Annotated in this window: 14 protein-coding genes; 9 read left to right on the top strand and 5 right to left on the bottom strand. The window is 71.3% G+C overall.

Annotation, left to right across the window (positions count from 1 at the left end; translation table 11 throughout):
- Window positions 1-120 precede the first annotated feature (120 nt).
- Entirely contained in the window at window positions 121-711 is a 591-nt protein-coding gene (locus ACIQM3_RS25200; RefSeq protein ID WP_401627776.1) for a hypothetical protein, read from the bottom strand.
- Window positions 712-1,046: 335 nt separating this feature from the next.
- On the opposite strand from ACIQM3_RS25200, the gene ACIQM3_RS25195 reads away from it, so the two are divergent.
- The 4 genes from ACIQM3_RS25195 (at window position 1,047) to ACIQM3_RS25180 (ending at window position 4,139) form a co-directional block, all read left to right on the top strand.
- Window positions 1,047-1,391 carry a MerR family transcriptional regulator gene (locus ACIQM3_RS25195; RefSeq protein WP_401627774.1) on the top strand — a complete coding sequence of 115 codons (345 nt, stop codon included), beginning with the start codon at window positions 1,047-1,049 and terminating at the stop codon, window positions 1,389-1,391.
- Window positions 1,392-1,695: 304 nt separating this feature from the next.
- Window positions 1,696-1,899, top strand: a complete 204-nt coding sequence (locus ACIQM3_RS25190) for a cold-shock protein (protein ID WP_031090619.1) — start codon at window positions 1,696-1,698, stop codon at window positions 1,897-1,899.
- Between the two features lie 298 nt (window positions 1,900-2,197).
- Window positions 2,198-3,766 carry a DEAD/DEAH box helicase gene (locus ACIQM3_RS25185; RefSeq protein WP_401627773.1) on the top strand — a complete coding sequence of 523 codons (1,569 nt, stop codon included), beginning with the start codon at window positions 2,198-2,200 and terminating at the stop codon, window positions 3,764-3,766.
- A gap of 64 nt (window positions 3,767-3,830) precedes the next feature.
- Window positions 3,831-4,139 (top strand): SCO5918 family protein, encoded by a 309-nt coding sequence (locus ACIQM3_RS25180; protein ID WP_401627771.1) that lies wholly within the window; start codon window positions 3,831-3,833, stop codon window positions 4,137-4,139.
- A 113-nt stretch (window positions 4,140-4,252) separates the two neighbouring features.
- Here the strand turns inward: ACIQM3_RS25180 and ACIQM3_RS25175 are convergent, their stop codons facing one another.
- Window positions 4,253-5,161 carry a zinc-binding alcohol dehydrogenase family protein gene (locus ACIQM3_RS25175; protein ID WP_401627769.1) on the bottom strand — a complete coding sequence of 303 codons (909 nt, stop codon included), beginning with the start codon at window positions 5,159-5,161 and terminating at the stop codon, window positions 4,253-4,255.
- A gap of 178 nt (window positions 5,162-5,339) precedes the next feature.
- Between ACIQM3_RS25175 and ACIQM3_RS25170 the strand changes: the two genes are divergently transcribed.
- Entirely contained in the window at window positions 5,340-6,104 is a 765-nt protein-coding gene (locus ACIQM3_RS25170) for an SDR family NAD(P)-dependent oxidoreductase (protein ID WP_401627768.1), read from the top strand.
- A gap of 6 nt (window positions 6,105-6,110) precedes the next feature.
- On the opposite strand, the gene ACIQM3_RS25165 is transcribed toward ACIQM3_RS25170, so the two are convergent.
- A complete protein-coding gene (locus ACIQM3_RS25165; protein ID WP_401627766.1) occupies window positions 6,111-7,022 on the bottom strand; it encodes a ScbA/BarX family gamma-butyrolactone biosynthesis protein in 912 nt (303 codons plus the stop codon).
- Window positions 7,023-7,127: 105 nt separating this feature from the next.
- Here ACIQM3_RS25165 and ACIQM3_RS25160 point away from each other — a divergent pair, with 105 nt between their 5' ends.
- Window positions 7,128-7,772 (top strand): ScbR family autoregulator-binding transcription factor, encoded by a 645-nt coding sequence (locus ACIQM3_RS25160; protein ID WP_365930852.1) that lies wholly within the window; start codon window positions 7,128-7,130, stop codon window positions 7,770-7,772.
- Window positions 7,773-7,864: 92 nt separating this feature from the next.
- Window positions 7,865-8,614 (top strand): peptidoglycan recognition protein, encoded by a 750-nt coding sequence (locus tag ACIQM3_RS25155; RefSeq protein WP_401627764.1) that lies wholly within the window; start codon window positions 7,865-7,867, stop codon window positions 8,612-8,614.
- On the opposite strand, the gene ACIQM3_RS25150 is transcribed toward ACIQM3_RS25155, so the two are convergent.
- Entirely contained in the window at window positions 8,592-8,957 is a 366-nt protein-coding gene (locus ACIQM3_RS25150; protein WP_104787217.1) for a PH domain-containing protein, read from the bottom strand. The two genes, ACIQM3_RS25155 and ACIQM3_RS25150, sit on opposite strands and share 23 nt — an antisense overlap.
- Before the next feature lie 126 nt (window positions 8,958-9,083).
- Here ACIQM3_RS25150 and ACIQM3_RS25145 point away from each other — a divergent pair, with 126 nt between their 5' ends.
- Window positions 9,084-9,929 (top strand): transglycosylase family protein, encoded by an 846-nt coding sequence (locus tag ACIQM3_RS25145; protein ID WP_401627762.1) that lies wholly within the window; start codon window positions 9,084-9,086, stop codon window positions 9,927-9,929.
- 20 nt (window positions 9,930-9,949) lie between these two features.
- Here the strand turns inward: ACIQM3_RS25145 and ACIQM3_RS25140 are convergent, their stop codons facing one another.
- Window positions 9,950-13,267: a right-handed parallel beta-helix repeat-containing protein gene (locus ACIQM3_RS25140; protein ID WP_401627761.1), complete on the bottom strand. Its 3,318-nt coding sequence runs from the start codon at window positions 13,265-13,267 to the stop codon at window positions 9,950-9,952.
- A gap of 187 nt (window positions 13,268-13,454) precedes the next feature.
- Here ACIQM3_RS25140 and ACIQM3_RS25135 point away from each other — a divergent pair, with 187 nt between their 5' ends.
- Window positions 13,455-14,660, top strand: a complete 1,206-nt coding sequence (locus tag ACIQM3_RS25135; RefSeq protein WP_401627760.1) for a S8 family serine peptidase — start codon at window positions 13,455-13,457, stop codon at window positions 14,658-14,660.
- Window positions 14,661-14,665: the final 5 nt, after the last annotated feature.

Here is a 14,665-nt window from a genome sequence, read left to right as displayed (position 1 = left end):
AACCGGCTCCCGGCCGGCTCCGCAATCGGGGAGGTCGGGGGAGACCGGGGGTAGAGCGAGATCGGTGGTCACGCGAGATCGAGGGTGAGGCGAGATCGGTGGTCGGGCCGAGATCGGTGGTCAGGCGAAGAGGAAGCCGGCCGCCGTCGCAGCGCCCGCGGCCGCCCCCGCCATCGTCTGGGCCACCGAGTGGTAGCGCAGCGCCACCCGCGACCAGCACACGGCGAATGCCGCCACGCCCGCGCACAGCCACCACAGGGAGTGCGTGACGCTGAGAAGGGCCACCACGGCCGACGCCACCGCCGAGTCCACGGAGATCTTCCAGACCGTGTTGACCGCCAGGAGCACCGTCGTCATGGCCCACAGGGAGATCATCGCGACCAGGATGCCGAGGGGAGCGTGGCCCAGCACCATGATCAGCGCTCCGGAACCGATCGAGCCGAGGATCACCAGGAAGATGGGCGCCCGCTGGGTCCGGTCCACGACATGGCGGTCGCCCCAGGTGCCGCGCCCGCGTTCCCACTCGATGTAGCCGGCGGGGACGAGTCCGGCGCAGAGGGCGCCCAGGAAGCCCCAGGGGAGCCCTGTCCAGTCGCCGGCGGACGCCAGCCCGATGGCGAGCATGCCGACGAGCAGCACATTGCGGGGCTGTAGGACGTCCGTGACCCTGCGGGCCACCGTGGTGGCCGTGGTCGTGTCCGTGCCGCTCATGCTGGGTGTGCTCCGGGTCGCGCGGGCCGCGCGGACACCGGCGGCCGCGCGTGAACGTAGCCCTTCACGACGGGGGATGCGTGAAGGGCTACCCGAGCAGTATGACCGTTCGCCGGTCTGCCGACAACTGACCGGTCGGTCAGCCCTGTTGGGGTGGTCATGCGGCTACGGAGGGCTCCCGCCGGGCACCGCCCGGTCGGCGGCCGCACGCGGGCGACGCCGGTGGGGTGGCGGAAACCTGTTCCGGCGGCAATAGACATGACCTACCCGTACGCCTAGGGTTTCTCGTGCAGCCAGGCCACATCGGTGGTCGGTGCGCAACAGAAGAGGTGCAGATGCCCCCGGAGTCCCCGTCGCATGCCACGGACCGTCTCGACGACGACGACTACCCCGCGTACACGATGGGGCGGGCCGCCGAGATGATCGGTGCGACGCCCGGCTTCCTCAGGGCCATCGGCGAAGCCCGACTGATCACGCCGTTGCGCTCGGAGGGAGGTCACCGACGCTACTCCCGCTACCAGCTCCGTATCGCGGCCCGGGCCCGGGAGCTGGTGGACGCCGGCACGCCGATCGAGGCAGCCTGCCGCATCGTCATCCTGGAGGACCAGCTCGAGGAGGCGCTGCGTCTCAACGAGGAACTGCGGCAGCCCGCGCCCGGCCGGAGCGGCGTCGATTCCTGACCGGCGCACGGGTGTATATCTGTTTCGGTCGGCACAGAAATACGCGCAATCAGCGGTGAGGGTTTATGCCCTGCGCGATGGAGTGAACCATAGTGATATGGCGTACAGCTCGCTTGTGCCCGAATCGTGCTACTGTTGATCTCAGTTGCAGTTGTGGTTCCCAAAACTTCAAGTGCACTCACCGTTTTCACTCCGGTGGGCGCGCTTTTGTATTTCCGGTTTCTTCCGGTCGGGGCAATCATTTGCGGCGACGTAGGGCTCACACAGTGTGGGCCCACGGGCAACGCCCCGAAGGAGATATGACATGGCTACTGGCACCGTGAAGTGGTTCAACGCGGAAAAGGGTTTCGGCTTCATCGAGCAGGAGGGTGGCGGCGCTGACGTCTTCGCCCACTACTCGAACATCGCCGCCCAGGGCTTCCGCGAGCTGCAGGAAGGCCAGAAGGTGAACTTCGACGTCACGCAGGGCCAGAAGGGCCCGCAGGCGGAGAACATCACCCCCGCCTGATCGCTCAGGCGTACGGCGCAGCTGGGGCCCGCACCTTGGGGTGCGGGCCCCAGCTCGTTGTGTTTTCCCGGCCGTGCCGAGGTCGTCGCACCGGTGGAGTAATTCCCGGTGAGGGCGGGCCGGGGCACGGCAGTTATCTGCAGTCATATGGAGTGCCGAATCCGGCTGGTTCATCCGGCGGACGGACTTCGTTTTTCGATATTTCATCGGCTCGTTCTTGCGATTCTTGGCGCCGTACATGGCTGCAGCCGCCCGGAAAGAATCCCTCGATACGTGCCATTCGAGGGAAGGGTTCTTCTTGAACCGCGATCGCACAGCTCGCACGAACGACCGATTTTCCCGGACACGCTCCGGCGGATCCGCAGGCAGTCGTACCGCCAACGGATTCCGCGGGACGGCATCCGGCCGCCAGGGCGCCCCGGGTTCGGGTGGCCGCTCCGGCGGACCCAAGCGCTCCGGTGGCTACGGCCGCCGCTCCTCCTCCGTCTCGGGCGAGTTCGCCCTGCCGGTGACCATCACCCCCGCCCTCCCCGCCGCCGAGTCCTTCGGGGACCTGGACATGCCCGCGCCCCTCCTTGCGGCGCTGGCTTCCGAGGGCATGTCCGTGCCGTTCCCCATCCAGGCGGCCACCCTGCCGAACTCGCTCGCCGGACGGGACGTCCTGGGCCGCGGTCGCACAGGATCGGGCAAGACGCTCGCCTTCGGCCTGGCCCTGCTCGCCCGCACCGCGGGCAACCGTGCCGACGCGCGCCGTCCGCTGGCCCTGGTCCTCGTCCCCACCCGGGAGCTGGCCCAGCAGGTCACCGACGCGCTCACCCCGTACGCCCGGTCCCTCAAGCTCCGGCTGGCCACGGTCGTCGGCGGCATGTCGATCGGCCGCCAGGCCAGCGCCCTGCGCGGCGGCGCCGAAGTCGTGGTCGCCACTCCGGGCCGGCTCAAGGACCTCATCGAGCGCGGCGACTGCAAGCTCGACCGCGTCGCCATCACCGTCCTCGACGAGGCCGACCAGATGGCTGACATGGGCTTCATGCCCCAGGTCACCGAGCTGCTGGACCAGGTCGACGCCGAGGGGCAGCGGATGCTGTTCTCGGCCACCCTGGACCGCAACGTGGACCTGCTGGTCCGCCGCTACCTGCACGACCCGGTGGTCCACTCGGTGGACCCCGCAGCCGGTGCGGTGACGACGATGGAGCACCACGTGCTCTACGTCCAGGGCGCCGACAAGTACGCCACGACCACCGAGATCGCCGCCCGTGAGGGCCGGGTGATCATGTTCCTGGACACCAAGCACGCGGTGGACAAGCTCACCGACCACCTGCTGCACAGCGGTGTGCGGGCGGCCGCGCTGCACGGCGGCAAGTCGCAGCCCCAGCGCACCCGCACCCTGGACCGGTTCAAGACCGGTCATGTCACGGTGCTGGTCGCCACGAACGTCGCCGCCCGTGGCATCCACGTCGACAACCTCGACCTGGTCGTCAACGTGGACCCGCCGAGCGACCACAAGGACTACCTGCACCGCGGCGGGCGTACCGCGCGGGCCGGGGAGTCCGGCAGCGTCGTCACGCTCGTGCTGCCCAACCAGCGCCGCGAGATGACCCGGCTGATGGCGGACGCCGGCATCACGCCGCAGATCGCCCAGGTCCGCTCCGGCGAGGCCGAGCTCAACCGCATCACCGGAGCCCAGGCGCCGTCGGGTGTGCCCGTCACGATCACCTCACCGGTGTCGGAGCGCGCCAAGGGCAGCGGTTCCGGTCCCCGCGGCCGGCGCGGCGCGCGTCCGGGCCAGGGGCGCCGCTCCAACGCCAACACGCCGACGCCGCAGGCGCGTGCGGCGTCGGCGCAGCGCCGGGCCAACAAGGCCGCGTAGTCGCCCGGCCGGGAACCCGGCCGACCCTGTCCGGCTTTCTCCACGACCACCCTGTTGAGGCACCATGCGCTGTGTCATCGCCCGCTTCCCTTTCGACCTCTTCAAGCACGAGGTCGAGGACTCGATGAAGGGCGTCAAGCCCGAGCCCGTCACGGGTGACGCGGTGGTGGTCAACCGCCGCGTCTACCCCGTCAAGCAGGTCGGCGAGATCATCACCCGGCAGGACCGCCGGGACTTCTCCGCCGGCGAGGTGACCAGGGCGCTGTCGCGTCTCGGCTTCACCTGCCGCCCGGCTGAGGTGCCCGCCCCCGCGGCGCCCCTCACCCCGCTGGAGAACGCGTCCGCCATGCTCGGAACTCCCGGCGAGGTCTGAGCCTCCGCCCCGTCCCGCGCGAACCGCACCCCCGAGGCCTCCGGGCCCGGGGGTGCGGTGCGTCCGGGGGCACGGCGCCGGGGAGGCCGCGGGCCGCCCCGGAAGCCGGCTGCTCAGGGGGTGAGGATCAGCTTTCCGGTGGTCCGGCGCGCGAGCAGGTCCTCGTGGGCGCGCCGGGCGTCGACCAGCGGATAGCTGCCGCCGGTCACGGGCCTGAGGCGGCCCTCGGCGACCAGGGTGAAGAGCTCCTTCAGGGGGCCGCTGACCCCGCCCGGTGCCGCGAGCGCGGGGCGCAGCCAGAACCCGACGACGGAGGCGTTGAGCCGGCCCAGCCGGCCCGGGTCGACGGGGGTGAAGCCGTCGCGTGCGGCGTTGCCGTAGGTCACCAGCCGGCCGAACGACGCCAGGGAGTCCAGGGCCTGGCCGAAGAGCTCCCCGCCCACGGCGTCCAGGACGATGTCCGCCTTCTCCGCGAGGGGGTAGGTGATCACCGCGTCCGCCCCGAGGTCCAGGGCGAGCCGCTCCTTGTCCGGCGTGGAGGCCTGGGCCAGCACCCGGCCCGCTCCGAACTCCCGGGCCAGCTGGACGGCCAGGCTGCCGACCCCGCCCGCCGCGGAGTGCACGACGACGGTCTCGCCGCTGCGCAGCCGGGCCGCGGACCGCAGCAGGTGCCAGGCGGTCAGGCCCTGCATCATGAGGGCGAGTGCCTGGGCCGCGCCGAGGTCCTCGGGGATCTCCACGACGCCGGACTCCTTGGCGGTCACCTGCTCCGCGTACCCGTGGGAGACCCGTGCCAGCACCCGCCGGCCGTCCTGGGTGCGGCCCACGACCTCGCTGCCGGGGACGTACGGCAGGGCGTCGGCGGCGAGGTAGGAGCCGTCCACCTGGTGGGTGTCCGCGAAGTTCACCCCGGCGGCCTCGACGGTGAGGAGCACCTCTCCGGGGCCGGGCACGGGAGCGGCCAGTTCCACGGGGCGGAGTACGTCAGGACCACCGAAGCGGTCGAACTGGATGGCGAGCATGCCGCAGAGTACCGCGGGGCCCTCCGGGCGGGGGCTTGTGCGGTCCGTTGTCGGAATCCGGTGAAGGGTGAGACGAAAACAGGACAATCGGTCGGTTATGGTCGGGTCCCTGGGGGCCTGGACGAGGTCCGGGGGAACGGCCCTGGCCGGGTTCCGGAGTGCCTGCCAGACTGCCGCCATGAGCGATCTTCTCCACGACAGAGTCGTCCTGATCACCGGGGCGAGCAGCGGTATCGGTGCGGCGGCGGCGCGGGTGTTCTCCGAGGAAGGTGCGACGGTGGTCCTGGCCGCGCGCCGGGAGGACCGACTGGCCTCGCTGGTGGCCGACTTGAGGGACAAGGGGGCCCAAGCCTCGTACGTCGTCTGCGATGTCACGGTGGCGGAGGACGCCGCCCGCGCCGTCGGTTTCACGGTCGACACCTACGGGCGTCTGGACTCCGCCTTCAACAACGCGGGGCTCGGCGGCGACCGGACTCCCCTCCATCTCATGGGCGATGACGTCTACGACGCGGTCATGGACACCAATGTGCGCGGTGTCTGGAACTGCCTCCGCCATGAGATCGCGGCCATGTTGCCCAACACCAGGGGCTGTTCCATCGTGAACAACAGCAGTGTGGGCGGCCTGGTGGCCATACCGACGGCCGCGCCCTACATAGCGGCCAAGCATGCCGTGGTCGGCCTCACCCGGGCTGCCGCGGACGAGTACGCCCAACAGGGCATCAGGGTCAACGCGGTGGCGCCCGGCACGACCCGCAGCGAGATCACGGCCGACTGGTTCGGGCGCAATCCCGGGCTTGAGGAGATGGTCAACAGCCGTACGCCGCAAGGACGTACGGCTGAGCCGGAGGAGATCGCCAACGCGGCTGCCTGGCTGCTCAGTGACCGCTGCCCCTTCCTCACGGGCACGGTCATGCCGGTGGACGGCGGCTTCATCAACCAGTGAGCCGGGTCAGCCGCAGGGACCGGTGAGCCTGCCCCGGAAGACCGTTTCTCCGTCCTGTTCAGCGGTGACCAGGACGGAGATCTCCCCGGGGCCGGCGGGCAGGGTCTCCGCCTCGACCCAGCAGGGGCGGTCGAATTCGGCGTACCGCTCGAACGCGCTGGTGACGGTGGTCGCCTCGAAGCGAGCGGGGTGCACCGCAGCGTGCGCGGCCTGGTGCGCGGCTTCCATCAGGACGAGTCCGGGGACGTGGTCCACCGGGTGGTCGTAGAGCACGATGTTCTCCACGTCGTTGCGCAACTGCCAGTGGCGGAGCCGGTTTCCGGCCGCCAGGACCACGTCCGCCGGGGAGTGCCGGCCGACGGTGCGGGGGTCGACCGGGGCGGGCAGGGGCCACGCGTTCCAGTCGACGGCGAGGTGCCCACCGCGGAGCCGGCGGTAGGCGCGCGGAGAAATCCAGCCGAACTCGGACTCCGCGCGGGCCACCATGCTGTCACCCTGGAGGACGCGGACGTCCATTCCGAGCGAACTGACGGACCGCCCGCGCTTCTTGGGCTCCGTGACGGAGACCTCGACGGCGAGATCACAGGAGCCCTCCGGGGGAATGCTGAACCCCGGGGCGACGGTGAAGTCGAAGTAGTGGAGCAGGGTTTGATCGGAGAGGGGAACGCCGTACGCCGCGTGCGCGATGACCAGACCGCTCTGCCGGATGGTCTGTGTGAGCACGCGGGGGTCGTACGGGAGCCCGGCCTCGGGGGCGGGCCACCTCGCGGAGAGCGAGAACTCGCCATCTTCGAGGCGCCGCCAGGCGGTCAGGAAGACCATGTCGGGACGTCCGAGGTGGACGTACTCCTTGGGGATGCCCTTCTGGTCCTCCGCTGCGTCGCGCGGCGGGGGCGGAGCAACAGGTATGTCGGGCACAGCCCTCCCGGACATAGAACAAAATGGGCATTACGGCGCTGATATGATACCGGTTCACCGGTACTTTTTGAAGAAGCGTCAGGCCACGTTCAAGGAGAGCGCGAGTTGGCACGACAGCAACGGGCGATCCGCACGCGCAGAATCTTCCTGGAGGCCGCGGCGGAGGTCTTCGACGAGCACGGCTACGACGCCGCCACGATCGCCGCGATTCTCGACCGGGCCGGCCTCACGAGGGGTGCGCTCTACTTCCACTTCACGTCGAAGGAGGAGCTGGCCCGCGGTGTCCTCCAGGAGGCGGTGACCTCGGACGGGGTCACCCCGCAGACCTTCAAGCTGCAGGAATGGGTGGACATAGCTCTCCTGCTGGCCTACCGCCTGCCGCGGGAGCCCCTGCTCAGCGCCTCGATCCGGCTCTCCGTCGACCCACGGGCACGCGGGCTCTTCGGCACCCGCTGGCCCGACTGGATCACCCTCGGTACGGAGATACTCACCGAGGCCCGGGAGCGGGGTGAGCTCCTTCCGCACGTCGATCCGGAGGCCACATCGCGGCTCTTCGTCGGGGCGTGGACCGGGGTCCAGCTGGTGACCGAGTCCATGGCCGAGCCCCCGGACCTCGTCGGCGAGATCTCCGCCCTCTTCGAGCTGATCCTCCCGAACAACGCGGTCCCGGGCGTGCTGGCCCGGCTCGACACCTCCCCGCACCGCGCCGCACGCATCATCGAACAGCAGCAGGCGGTCGCCGTTTCCTGACCCCCGGACGGTGCAGGGGCCGCGTCGGTACGGGGTCACCCGACTGGGTGTGGGCGCCTGCGACGTCGCTGGTCAGCCCGCATGGTGGCCCTATGTGGCTTCGCCGAACCGCCGTGTGCGCCATGGTCGTGCCGCTGGCGTTCCTGGTCCTCCGGGACGCGCCGGTACGCCTTGCCGCGCCCGATCGGGCCACCGCGAAGCCGGCTGCGCCGCCCGCCGCCCCACGGCCCGCGATCGTCAGCCGGGCGCAGTGGCACGCGGACGAGAGCCTGGTGAAGGAGCACGCGGTGTACACGGGGGCGGTGAAGGCCGTCTTCGTCCATCACACCGGCCACACCAACAGCTACGACTGCGCCGACGCCCCCAAGATGCTCCGCGCGATGGAGGAGATGCACGTCCGGGGCGAGGGGTGGGACGACATCGGCTACAACTTCGTCGTCGACCGCTGCGGGACCGTGTACGAGGGCAGGGCGGGGGGTGTCGGACGCTCCGTGCGCGGGGCCCACACCACCGGGTTCAACGCGCACAGTGTGGGCATCGCGGCCCTCGGCACCTTCGACCCCGGCGTGCCGGTGCCGAAGGCGCTTATCGAGGGGATCGCGAAGGTCGGCGCGTGGAAACTGGACCGGACCGTCGACCCGCGGGGCTTCGTGCGTCTGGTCTCGACGAACGACGACAGCCTGTACCGGCGCGGTGAGGTGGTCCACCTCCACGCCGTGGCCGGCCACCGTGACACCTTCTCGACGTACTGCCCCGGAGAGGCGCTGTACGCCCGGCTGCCGGCGATCCGCACGGAGATGGCCAGGCTCCGGGACCGGGCTAGCGCGCGACGTACTGGGTGAGGACGGCCTGCACCTCGTAGATGTCGACGCCCTTGGTGAACGTCTTCTGGATCGGCGTCGCTGAACCGGAGACCCAGATCTTGAGCTCGGCGTCCAGATCGAAGGTCCCAGCCGTCTCCACCGCGAAGTGCGTGATGCTCCGGTACGGCACGGAGTGGTACTCCACCTTCTTGCCGGTGATCCCCTGCTTGTCGATGAGGACGAGCCTGCGGTCGGTGAAGAGGATCGTGTCGCGGATCAGGAGATACGCGGCGTGCACCTGCTCCCCCTGCCCGAGAAGCCGTGCGTAGTCACGCTGCGCGGCCGCCGGATCGACGGTGTGCGCGTTACCGAACAGTGCCATGAGGGACCCTCCACCCGAGTGAATGTGCGGGCGTTGAACGCGTCAAAGCCCAACGAAAAGAATATCGGCGGCTTATCTGTTCGTGCCCTTGCACACCTTCCGGAGCACAGCGGAGGAAATACCGTCATGCCGGCATCACCCCTCGCCAAGCGGCCCGTCGAATCGGTGCTCGCCCTTCTGCTCGTCCTCCTGAGCGTGCTCGGCCTCGCCGGCCGCAGCGTCGCCGACGCCCCCGCCCAGGCCCCGGCCCAGGCACCCGCCCAGGCCGTACCGGCGCAGGCCGCCCCCGCCCGGGCCGTCATCGCGCCGACCGTCACGGCGGGCACCGACTGGGACCGCATCGCCGAGTGCGAGAGCAGCGGGCGCTGGAACACCAACACCGGCAACGGCTACCACGGCGGCCTCCAGTTCGCCCCGTCCACCTGGCGGGCCTACGGCGGCGGGAAGTACGCGCCCCGCGCCGACCTCGCCACGAAGTCCGAGCAGATCGCCGTCGGGGAACGCGTCGCCCGGTCGCAGGGAATGGGCGCCTGGCCCAACTGCGGACGCCTCGGTGCGAACGGTACGTCGAGCTCCTCGTCCGGCAGCGCCGAGAGCGGCAGCGTCGAAGGGAGTGACACGGCGCAGACAGCCCCTGAGCGCCAGTCGACCGGTAGTTCGAACAGCGGCTCGTCCAGCAGCACGTCGTCGGGCAGCACGTCGTCCGGGAACACGTCCTCCGGCAGTACGTCGGGCAGCACGAGCGACAGCGACGACAGCACCGCCGGCAGTGACAGCGGCGCGACGCACTACTCCGAGGACCTCGCCGACACGGAGACGTACGTCGTCGAGCCCGGTGACTGCCTCTCGGCGATCGCCGAGCGTGCGGACGTGTCCGGTGGCTGGCCCGCGCTGTACGAGCTGAACCGCGAGGCCCTGGACCACGGACCGCACCTCATCTTCCCCGGTCAGCACCTCCGACTGGACGCCTGAACCATGACGACCGCGGTGATTCAGCGACCCGGCAGGGCCGGAACGTCCTCGGGGAGCAGCCGGCGCAGCACGTCGAGAGCAGGGGAGTCCAGTCCGGAGAGCCTGCGGGCCTGGTGCGTGGTCATGATGTCGAGGATCTGCCGCGAGGTACGCGCGTTGCCGAACGAGGCGTCACGCGGAAGCGCGTCCACATAACTGTGAAGAGCCTTGAGCGTGTCGTCCGGACAGTCGTATCCGGAGTCCGCGGCGTGCCGGGCCATGATGCCGACGAGTTCGTCGGTGGTGTAGTGCTCGAATTCCACGGTACGCGAGAAGCGTGAGGCGAGACCCGGGTTGGAATCCAGGAAGCGCCGCATCTCGTGGGTGTAGCCGGCCGCGATGACGACGACGTCGTCACGGTGGTCCTCCATCAGCTTGAGCAGTGTCTCCACGGCTTCACGTCCGAAGTCGGAGGTCGCCCCCTCGGGAGTGAGGGTGTAGGCCTCGTCGATGAACAGCACACCACCCAGGGCGCTTTCGAAGACTTCCTTGGTGAGCTGCGCGGTGTGGCCGACGTAACGGCCGACGAGGTCCGCGCGTGCCACCTCGACGAGCTGGCCCCGGGGCAGTACCCCCAGAGAGTGCAGGAGCCCGGCGTAGAGGCGGGCCACGGTGGTCTTACCGGTGCCGGGAGGCCCGGAGAAGATCAGGTGGTGGCTGACCTTGGGTGTCGGCAGACCGGCGGCCTTGCGGCGGCGGGAGGAGTCCAGGAGGGACACCAGGTCGTTGACCTCACGTTTGACCGCTGCCAGACCGACCATGGAGTCGAGCCGGGAGAGGAGTTCGGTGGAGTCCGACGCACCACTCGCGGGATCGGCGGGCGGAGCCACATCGTCCGGCAGGAGCATCGAGAGGTCGCTCTCGGCGGGTTCGGCCATGCTGCTCAGCCGGAAGGCCTGGCGGTCGACCATCTCCTCGAAGACACGGCGGGCGGCCCGGCCGTTGCCGAAGGAGGCGTCGCGGGTCATGGACGTGTAGTGCGCGGCGAGGGCGTCGAGCGTGCGCGGGTCCAGCTCGTAGCGGTGGGTCTCACACATGGACTCGGTGATGGTGACGAGCTCTTCGACCGAGTAGTTGGCGAATTCGACGGTGCGGGTGAAGCGGGAGGCCAGGCCGGGGTTGGACGTGAGGAAGGAGTCCATCTCGCCGGTGTAGCCGGCGGCGATGACGACGACGTCGTCGCGGTGGTCCTCCATGAGCTTGAGCAGCGTGTCGACGGCCTCCTTGCCGAAGTCGGCGCCGGACCCCTTGCTGTCGGAGAGCAGGGCGTACGCCTCGTCGATGAACAGGACCCCGCCGAGGGCCTCGTTGAAGGCCTCGGTCGTCTTGATGGCGGTGCCGCCGATGATCTGTGCCACCAGATCGGCGCGGGAGACCTCGACCAGATGTCCTGAGCGCAGGACGCCGAGGTCGGTGAGGATCCCGCCGTAGAGCCGGGCGACGGTGGTCTTGCCGGTTCCGGGCGGGCCGGAGAAGACGAGGTGGCGGCTCATGGGCGGGGCCGGCATGCCGAGACGGGCGCGTCGCTGCGCCAGCTGGTTGAGGTGGACGAGAGTGCGGACCTGGTGTTTGACGTCGGCGAGGCCGATCAGTGACTCCAGCTCCTCCAGGGGGCCGGCGGGTGGCGGAGGTGAGGCCTTGCGACCGGGCGCGCCGGCCTGGCCCGGTGTGGTGCCGGCCGATTCACCCCAGGAGTCGGGGAGCGCGTTGTCGGCACTGATCAGGTGCTCGACGACGAGCCGGTCGCCCGCTGTGGTCCGGCGCAGGCCCGCGCCGCGGTTGTCGCGTACGGCGCATCCGGTGACGGTGACCGCTTCGGCGGTGTCGACGCGGATGCCGTCCCCCACGTTCGCGTCCGCCCGGCAATCGTCCAGGGATGCCCGGGATCCGGCCGCCAGCAGCACGCCGTGGGCACCCGAGGCGGTGAAGTGGAGGCGCAGCGCGGTCAGTTCGCCTCCGCCCTCGACGAGGACGCCGGACGCGGCGGAGGACCGGACGCTCCCGTCCCGCACGGTGACGGCTCCCTGGGGGCCGACGACAATGCCGGCCTCACCGCTGGCCTCCACGGTGGTGTCGGCGATCTCCGGCCGGCCCCCGTCGGCGGCCCGGACGCCGGCCTTGCCCGCCCCGCGGACCTCGCAGGACTCCAGCCTGCCGCGGCCGCCCTCGACGACCTCGACTCCGTGGCCGCCGGGCGAGGCGACCCGCGCCCGGCGGAGCAGCGGCTGGGCGCCGGATCGGATCAGGATGCCCGTCCCGGCCGGGTCCGTGACGTCGAGTCCGTCGAACTCCGCCAGTGAGTCGTCCTCCAGGACGACCGCGCCCGAAGTGCCCGTGTCTGCCGCGCAGTCGCGGACGGACGTGGCCGTGAACATCGGGGTGCTCGATCCCCGCACGAGGACGGCGGGTGCGGCCGAGGCGTCGAACTCGCAGCCGTCGAAGGTGCCCCGGGAGCGTTCCGAGACCACGAGCCCGCCGCCACCGGTGCGTTGGGTCCGGCAGCGGCGCAGTTCGGGGTCGGCGCCCGAGGCGAGGGCGATCCCGAGTCCCGTGGTGTCCAGGACGGTCACCTCTTCGAGGGCGGGCCGGGCGTCGCTGGTGATGTAGACACCGACAGCCGTGTCGTGCACCGTCGTCTGCCTGACCTGGGTCGAGCTGCTGCCTTCCAGGGCGACGGCGGGTTTGCGCGCACCGGAGATGTCGCAGTGTTCGACGACCCCTTGTGCCGAGCCGTTGGCGAGGACGCCGTTCCCCCGGGTGTCGCGGATCCGGCAGCCGCGCACCGTCGTACGGGCCTCTTCGCTGAGGACCACGCCCGAGGTTCCCAGGTTCTCCACGACGCAGTCGGCGACGACGCTGCCCGTGGGGGACATGTCCACGATGCCCGCGCCCGCCGGGTTGGTGATGCGGCAGCCCCGCAGGGCGAGTGCTCCGGTCTCCCTCGCCAGGACGGCGGTCCACCCCGACCCGTGGACGGTGCAGCCGTCCATGCCGAGCTGGCCGCGCGGCGCGTCCACGACGGGCAGGTCGTCGGCGCCGCCGCGCAGGGTGAGGTCGGTGAGCATCACCGCGTCGGCGAGGAGGACGAGGGCGCTGCCACGGCGCGGGCATATCTCCACGCTGCCGGCCTCCCCGTCGGCGACGAGGGTGACCCGATTGCGTACGGTCAGGCTCTCGGGGTAGCGGCCGGGGGCGATCTGGATCACCGCTCCGGTGCGCGCCGCGGCCAGGGCCTCACCGATCGTCCGGAAACCACCGTTCGGTCGTTCCGGTGACACCGTGAGCAACTGCCGTGACACGCCCTGAACCCCCTCGCTTCGCCGCCGCGTCCGATACTTCCGGACGCCGGGGGACGGGACGGGAGGGCCTCGGTGTGCGCTGGGTGAAGCCTGGGGGAACGGCGGGTGTCCCGGCGGGCGTCGAGGGTGGCGGTGCTGTGCCGTACACGTCGCCCCGACGTCATCTGCGGTGCCTAGCGTGTGGGCCATGCGACGAGCTTGCTGCCACCGTGCATCCGCAGGACCGGGAGCGACGGCGGCTCTCGCAGCCGTGGCCGCCATGCTGGTAACGGTGGGCAGTACGCCCGCTGTCGCGGCGGACACCGTCGAACTCCCCGTCGTGCGAGGCCTTCTCGCCCGGGATGAGGCGTGTGCCACCGCGTCCGGCCGCAGCGCCGAGGCGGAGCCCTGGACGGTGCGGGCCCTGGGGCTGTCCCGGGCGTGGACGCTGGACGACGGCGACGGGGTGACCGTGGCCGTGGTCGACACCGGGGTGGGGACGGACGTTCCGGCGCTCGCCGGACGGGTCCGTGCGCTGGGGGAAGCGGGCGAGGACTGCGTGGGCCACGGGAGCTTCGCCGCCGGGATCATCGCCGGTGCGCGCATCGAGGGGGTGGGGCCGGCGGGCGTCGCGCCCCGCGCACGGATTCTGGCCGTACGCGGCACCGACCGGCGGGGGGCCGCGACGCCGGGCCGGGTGGCGGCGGGCATCAGGGCCGCCGTGGACGCGGGGGCCGGGGTCGTCTACGTCGGGCAGGCGCTCGCCACGGGGGAGAAGGAGCTGACCGCCGCGGTCGCCCATGCCACCGCGGGGGACGCCCTCGTCGTGGCACCCGCCGCGCCGGACGCGCTCGCCGAGGACCGGGACGAACCGGGCGGGTACGCGCCTGCCGCGCCCTGGTACTGGCCGGCGGCGGCCCCGGGGGTCGTCGCGGTCACCGACTTCGGTCCGGACGGAGGGCGGCCCGCGAACGCGCCGGGTGTGCGCGGCGCGGACCTCGCGGCGCCGGGTGACGCCGTGGTCAGCGTCGGGCCGAAGGGCGCCGGGCACTACCTCGGTTCGGGAGCCTCACTGGCCGCCGCCCAGGTCGCGGGGGCGGCCGCGCTCGTACGGGCGCAGCACCCCGGGATGACGGCGGCCCGGACCGCGCGCCAGCTCATCGGGGCGGCGTACCCGGCCACGCCACCACGGCTCGACCCGTACGCGGCGATGACGGCGGTGCTGGACGGCGGCCTCGGTGGCGTACCGGAAGCGGCGCCCGCCCATGTGGCGGCACCGGCGCCCGACGGACCGCGCGACCGGGCGCTGTTCGTCGCCGGGATCTGCGGCGGGCTCGTCCTGCTGCTGGCGGGGGCGGGCGTGGCACTGCCCCGGGGCCGGGCGCGGCGCTGGCGGCCGGCCGGCGACGAGTAGCGACC

Origin of the sequence: Streptomyces sp. NPDC091271, assembly GCF_044757505.1 — a bacterium.
Taxonomy (GTDB): Bacteria; Actinomycetota; Actinomycetes; order Streptomycetales; family Streptomycetaceae; genus Streptomyces.
The sequence above is the reverse complement of the archived record's forward strand: the minus strand, read 5'-3'. Positions and strand labels throughout refer to the sequence as shown.

Bases quoted from the DNA above. Each gene is read 5' to 3' on its own strand.
- ACIQM3_RS25200 (WP_401627776.1), bottom strand. From the start codon at position 711: ATGAGCGGCACGGACACGACCACGGCCACCACGGTGGCCCGCAGGGTC.
- ACIQM3_RS25195 (WP_401627774.1), top strand. From the start codon at position 1,047: ATGCCCCCGGAGTCCCCGTCGCATGCCACGGACCGTCTCGACGACGAC.
- ACIQM3_RS25190 (WP_031090619.1), top strand. From the start codon at position 1,696: ATGGCTACTGGCACCGTGAAGTGGTTCAACGCGGAAAAGGGTTTCGGC.
- ACIQM3_RS25180 (WP_401627771.1), top strand. From the start codon at position 3,831: ATGCGCTGTGTCATCGCCCGCTTCCCTTTCGACCTCTTCAAGCACGAG.
- ACIQM3_RS25175 (WP_401627769.1), bottom strand. From the start codon at position 5,161: ATGCTCGCCATCCAGTTCGACCGCTTCGGTGGTCCTGACGTACTCCGC.
- ACIQM3_RS25170 (WP_401627768.1), top strand. From the start codon at position 5,340: ATGAGCGATCTTCTCCACGACAGAGTCGTCCTGATCACCGGGGCGAGC.
- ACIQM3_RS25155 (WP_401627764.1), top strand. From the start codon at position 7,865: ATGTGGCTTCGCCGAACCGCCGTGTGCGCCATGGTCGTGCCGCTGGCG.
- ACIQM3_RS25150 (WP_104787217.1), bottom strand. From the start codon at position 8,957: ATGGCACTGTTCGGTAACGCGCACACCGTCGATCCGGCGGCCGCGCAG.
- ACIQM3_RS25145 (WP_401627762.1), top strand. From the start codon at position 9,084: ATGCCGGCATCACCCCTCGCCAAGCGGCCCGTCGAATCGGTGCTCGCC.
- ACIQM3_RS25135 (WP_401627760.1), top strand. From the start codon at position 13,455: ATGCGACGAGCTTGCTGCCACCGTGCATCCGCAGGACCGGGAGCGACG.